The sequence below is a fragment of the Staphylococcus ureilyticus genome, from assembly GCF_002902235.1.
Taxonomy (GTDB): Bacteria; Bacillota; Bacilli; order Staphylococcales; family Staphylococcaceae; genus Staphylococcus; species Staphylococcus ureilyticus.
In genome coordinates this window covers 42629-46731 of sequence record NZ_PPRL01000084.1, presented here as the reverse complement: position 1 = coordinate 46731, position 4103 = coordinate 42629, and the positions used below count along the sequence as shown (strand labels likewise).

Annotated in this window: 5 protein-coding genes; 2 read left to right on the top strand and 3 right to left on the bottom strand. The window is 31.5% G+C overall.

Going from position 1 to position 4103, the window contains the following annotated elements; genetic code table 11:
- Positions 1–194 precede the first annotated feature (194 nt).
- Positions 195–1238 carry a PTS sugar transporter subunit IIC gene (locus CD150_RS08680; protein WP_046206715.1) on the bottom strand — a complete coding sequence of 348 codons (1044 nt, stop codon included), beginning with the start codon at positions 1236–1238 and terminating at the stop codon, positions 195–197.
- A gap of 315 nt (positions 1239–1553) precedes the next feature.
- The gene (locus tag CD150_RS08675) at positions 1554–1985 is read right to left on the bottom strand and encodes a 6-pyruvoyl trahydropterin synthase family protein (protein ID WP_073344329.1); all 432 of its coding nucleotides are present in this window, start codon (positions 1983–1985) and stop codon (positions 1554–1556) included.
- Positions 1986–2118: 133 nt separating this feature from the next.
- On the opposite strand from CD150_RS08675, the gene CD150_RS08670 reads away from it, so the two are divergent.
- Both CD150_RS08670 and CD150_RS08665 read left to right on the top strand, forming a co-directional pair.
- Positions 2119–2472, top strand: coding sequence for a DUF488 domain-containing protein (locus tag CD150_RS08670; protein WP_046206713.1), 354 nt, complete (start codon positions 2119–2121; stop codon positions 2470–2472).
- Positions 2473–2484: 12 nt separating this feature from the next.
- Positions 2485–3150 (top strand): DNA-3-methyladenine glycosylase family protein, encoded by a 666-nt coding sequence (locus tag CD150_RS08665; RefSeq protein ID WP_073344332.1) that lies wholly within the window; start codon positions 2485–2487, stop codon positions 3148–3150.
- Between the two features lie 139 nt (positions 3151–3289).
- Here the strand turns inward: CD150_RS08665 and CD150_RS08660 are convergent, their stop codons facing one another.
- Positions 3290–3847: a M23 family metallopeptidase gene (locus CD150_RS08660; RefSeq protein WP_225792167.1), complete on the bottom strand. Its 558-nt coding sequence runs from the start codon at positions 3845–3847 to the stop codon at positions 3290–3292.
- Positions 3848–4103: the final 256 nt, after the last annotated feature.

The window sequence follows — 4103 nt, the reverse complement described above, 5'->3', positions numbered from 1 at the left end:
AAACAACCGTTTTGTTACATAACTGTAATAATATATTTCGATATCTTTTTTATATATTGGGGTCAAACTTGCAAATTTTTTTGTACAAAATTAAAAAAGACCTTTGATTTGAGGCCTTTTTTAATGTTTTCTCTTACATTTTAACTATACGTATTTTCAATATATTACATTAATCTAGCATATATCTGCTTATTTTATGCTAAAAATTTAAATACTTCCTTATTATATAATTTCAAAACTTTCATATAGAACATATGGATTAAGAAACCTATCATAAACGGAACGACAAAAAAAGCGATAAATACATATAATAGATTAAGTAGTAACGGCGCTTCCATATGTCTAAATGCACTGATTGGCCCAACGAGTCCAATGATACCAAAACCTGCAGATTCTTTGGTACCTGCAATACCTAGCAATGCACCAAAAAAACCAGTGATTAGCGCATTGGTAAAGATAGGTAATAAAATGATAGGATGTCGAACCATATTAGGAATCATCATTTTTACACCACCTAAAAATATTGTGATAGGTACACCTGATCGATTTATTTTCATCGTACCTGCAACGAGAACTCCTTCACATGCTACGATACCTAATGAGGCTGAACCTGCTGCTAAACCACTAATACCAATAGCTAATGCTGTAGCCACTGTAGAAATTGGTGAAATGATGATAAAACTAAAGACAAGTGCAATAAGCATTGACATGATGATAGGTTGTAATTCTGTAAACGTATTAACTAAGTTACCGATACCAGTCGTAATTAATTGTATGTATGGTAATAACGTCAAACCAATCAAACCTGAAATTACACCAACGATGGTTGGTAAAATAATCAATGTGAGACTACCAAAACGTTCACCAATTACCAATATAAAAAATACTGCAATTGCTGCTGTAATCATTGTATTAATTAAGTCTCCTACTCCAGCAAGTACCCATACGCCATCTTTAAATTGCGCAACACCACTGCCAACAAAAGCTGAACTAGCAACTACAGCGGTCGCTAAAGGCGTTAAACTAAAGCGCATCGCAATCAAAGCACCTACCAATAGTGGAACTGTAAATTGAATACCTAAAACAACCTGTAGTAAAGATTCAAAAATGGCATGTTTCGGCGCTAAAAGCTTAAATACCTCACCTAAAATAGCATTAGGTATGAGCCCAGCAACAATTGCAATTGCTACTCCAGATAATACATTATTAATAAATTGTTTCGGACTTACTTTGATCATTGTGTGCCTCCTATGTTGTGATAAATAAAATATACCATATTATCGCAATTTTCAGAATATTTATTTATGTAAAATTTTCCATTTCAAATTAAAAATGTAGTTAAGTATATTCTCAAAATTTTCCAACTCTACAGTATGCTTACAAATCACAAAAATTGCACACAAAATACGGACAGACATTCATATCTATTGCATGAACTTGTCTATCCGTATACTTTGGTTGCTATTCAAAACGATATTAAACCTTGTTGTCGCTAAAATTTATCATACTCTAGTACATGCGTATTATTGATGAAACCGTGTTATTAACATACCTTATTTTTCGTCCATGAATTCACGCGTCAATACTAAACCTTGTGTTGCATTCTCAAAAAATTCTAGCTTTTGTAGTGTATTTTGCTCTGGCAAATGTTGCTCAAATTGTTCCCATATCCAAAAGGCAATATTTTCAGCAGTTGTATTCATTGATGGCAATGTTTCATTAACGAGTTGACCATCCAAATAAGTTGCGATTTTTTGATTATATATTTTATCTACTTCATTAAAATCTAATGCCAATCCGGTATCGTCTATTTCAGATAAAATTTCAATATTGAACTTATACTGTTGATTTGCTAAATCTTTGTGTGCTGTTTGACTGAAATATATTCGATTATCACAAGTGAATTCATAATAATTTTTAATAAGCACTGCATTACTACGGTATTTAAATTGTTCGGGTGGTTGTACTTGATCAAAATTCGTCATAGTTAAAATCTCCTTTTCAGCATTATATTTATCTATACCCTTTAAGATAGAATATATGGCCTCTTATGTTTTTGATATTACATTTTAGGCTATAGAAAAATAATTGAAATAATTCAAATTAAAGGAGTATTTTATGACTATTCAAATACAACGCATTTATGAAAAACCACTTAAAGAAGGCGTACGTGTACTTGTAGACCGTGTTTGGCCAAGAGGTATATCAAAGGATCAGGCCAATTTAGACCATTGGCTAAAAAATATTGCACCTACATCCGAGTTAAGAAAATGGTTTAATCACGATCCTCAACTTTATGCTGCATTTAAAGAAAAATACGAGAAAGAATTACGTGAAAATGAGGAACAACAAGAAGCTTTTAATGAATTGCAAGATATTATTGCTAACAGTAAGCAAGATGTCATTTTGCTATATGGTGCAAAAGATGAGCAACATAACCAAGCAATTGTGTTGCAACAATTATTACAATAAGGTGTGAGTATGATGACTCAGTGGCAAATTGACATAAATGATCCGGCTGTACAAACGCTTATGAATCAAGATGAGACACTTGCAAAACTTATAAAGCAAATTGGCAACATAGAAATAACATTACGTACCAATCCGCTAAAATCGTTAATTCGTTCTATCATTGGACAGCAAATTACCAATACTGCCGCTTCAGCAATTTTCCAAAGATTTTCCGATGCTATACACAATCAATGGACCCTTGAATCGATTTTAAGTTTGAAGGAAACACAAATGAAACATATTGGTCTTTCAAAAACTAAAATCAACTATATTCAAAATTTGCTTGCACATATAGAACAAAATAAATTGGATTTTGCTAATTTACATGAATTAGATGATGAAGCTGTAAAACAAGTTTTAACACAGGTCAAAGGGATTGGTCGTTGGACATCAGAAATATTTTTAATTTTTACATTAAAACATGAAAATATACTACCCATTTTTGATGTAGGTTTACAGAGAGCCGCACAATGGCTATATCAAACCTCAACCGCAGAAAGAAAAAAACAGCTCACTCTCTGTGCAAAACAATGGCATCCATATGCTTCATATGGAGCATTTTACTTGTGGGAAGCAATTCATCGAAATTTATTAAATTACGATTCTATTGACTCAGTTACAGATAAATCAACTTCTTAATAAGTTAATTTTATAGTTCCTAACTATGCCTTCAATATGGTAGAACAAAATTATTTTATATAATTTTGTTCTACCACACTGTTATCATTACATTATTTGGTAAACTGTGCCGTGATAGGCTAAAATATTTTCTAGACATTTATTGCTTATACAAACTTTTTTCACCTTTTGGCAATGATTCTATAAATTTTCTTGGGTTTTCCGCATAATCGTTGCCAACGCCACCTTTCATTCTTTGGAAATGTAGATGCGGTCCTGAAGTTTGAGAACCAGTATTACCAGAAAGTGCGATGATTTTTCCAGCTTCAACTTTGTCTCCAGGTTCCACTTTAAATTCATTTAAATGCATATACCATTGATGGTATACACCATTTTCTTCCCTAATTTGCACTACCTTACCACCTAACTCATTTTCAAAAGTTCTAGTTACCTTACCATCTGTTGCGGCAGTTACTGGTGTGTTTTTAGCTATACCATAGTCGATGCCATAGTGTTTACCATCAAAGTCATTATATTCATAATCACCAAAAGATTCTGTCTCTCTACTTATATTAAAAATACTTCTATCTGTTTCTTTTTCATCTTTATTCCCATCATTTTGTTGCACTAAATTTTCTCTTATATATCGTTGTACCGTATCTATATTTGTTAATAATAGTATTAACGGCACTAACACAATAACTAATAATAGTATCATTTTAAATGTATTTTTCACTATCTGATTCACCTTTTAAATTATGATATTAATATCATAATAAATGCTTTCATCTATATTTTGCTAATTATTCAACTTAAAATCTTCTCATACTTTCGTACTAAATGAATGTCACAAAAATATAAAAACACCTTCAGAAAACATATATCCATTGAATTCAGACATGAAAATCTCTTGATACCATTAATGTAAAATAAACGTCAATTTCTAAATTATTTTGCTAGAAACCGACGTTTAT

Excerpts from the sequence above, each read along its gene's own strand:
- CD150_RS08680 (WP_046206715.1), bottom strand. The coding sequence starts at position 1,238 with ATGATCAAAGTAAGTCCGAAACAATTTATTAATAATGTATTATCTGGA.
- CD150_RS08675 (WP_073344329.1), bottom strand. The coding sequence starts at position 1,985 with ATGACGAATTTTGATCAAGTACAACCACCCGAACAATTTAAATACCGT.
- CD150_RS08670 (WP_046206713.1), top strand. The coding sequence starts at position 2,119 with ATGACTATTCAAATACAACGCATTTATGAAAAACCACTTAAAGAAGGC.
- CD150_RS08665 (WP_073344332.1), top strand. The coding sequence starts at position 2,485 with ATGACTCAGTGGCAAATTGACATAAATGATCCGGCTGTACAAACGCTT.
- CD150_RS08660 (WP_225792167.1), bottom strand. The coding sequence starts at position 3,847 with ATGATACTATTATTAGTTATTGTGTTAGTGCCGTTAATACTATTATTA.